The organism is Pseudogemmobacter sp. TB195, from assembly GCF_058313095.1.
Map to the genome: position 1 here is coordinate 1 of NZ_JBZEGG010000191.1, position 548 is coordinate 548.

Annotated in this window: 1 protein-coding gene; it reads left to right on the forward strand. The window is 59.5% G+C overall.

What is annotated here, in order from left to right; translation table 11 throughout:
- A partial coding sequence (locus AC4FS3_RS29305; RefSeq protein ID WP_491023464.1) for an IS3 family transposase occupies positions 1 to 514 on the forward strand: 514 nt, incomplete at its 5' end.
- Positions 515 to 548 lie beyond the last annotated feature (34 nt).

The window sequence follows — 548 nt, forward strand, 5'->3', positions numbered from 1 at the left end:
GCTGAGGCCGGAGCGCCCCAATCACGTCTGGTCCTATGATTTCGTCCAGGACCGGACCCGGGATGGGCGGATCTTCCGCACGCTCAACATCATCGACGAGTTCACGAAGGAAGCACTGGTGATCCGCGTCAAGCGCAAGCTAAACTCGACCGACGTTGTCGACGCCCTGACTGATCTGTTCATCCTGCGCGGCCCGCCCGAGTTCATAAGGTCCGACAATGGCGCCGAATTCATTGCCAAAAAGGTGCAGGCATGGATCGGGGCGGTGGGTGCCAGAACGGCATTCATTGCGCCAGGATCACCGTGGGAGAACGGCTACTGCGAGAGTTTCAACGCCCGGTTCCGGGACGAAATGCTCAACGGCGAAATCTTCCACACCCTGCACGAGGCACAGATCCTAATCGAAAGGTGGCGACGGCACTACAACACCGTCAGGCCCCACAGCGCTCTGAACTACCGGCCACCGGCCCCAGAGACCTTCGTGCAAATGGACCACAGGCCGACAATGCACTAACATTCAAACCGGACCACTCAGTGGGGGCATTCCA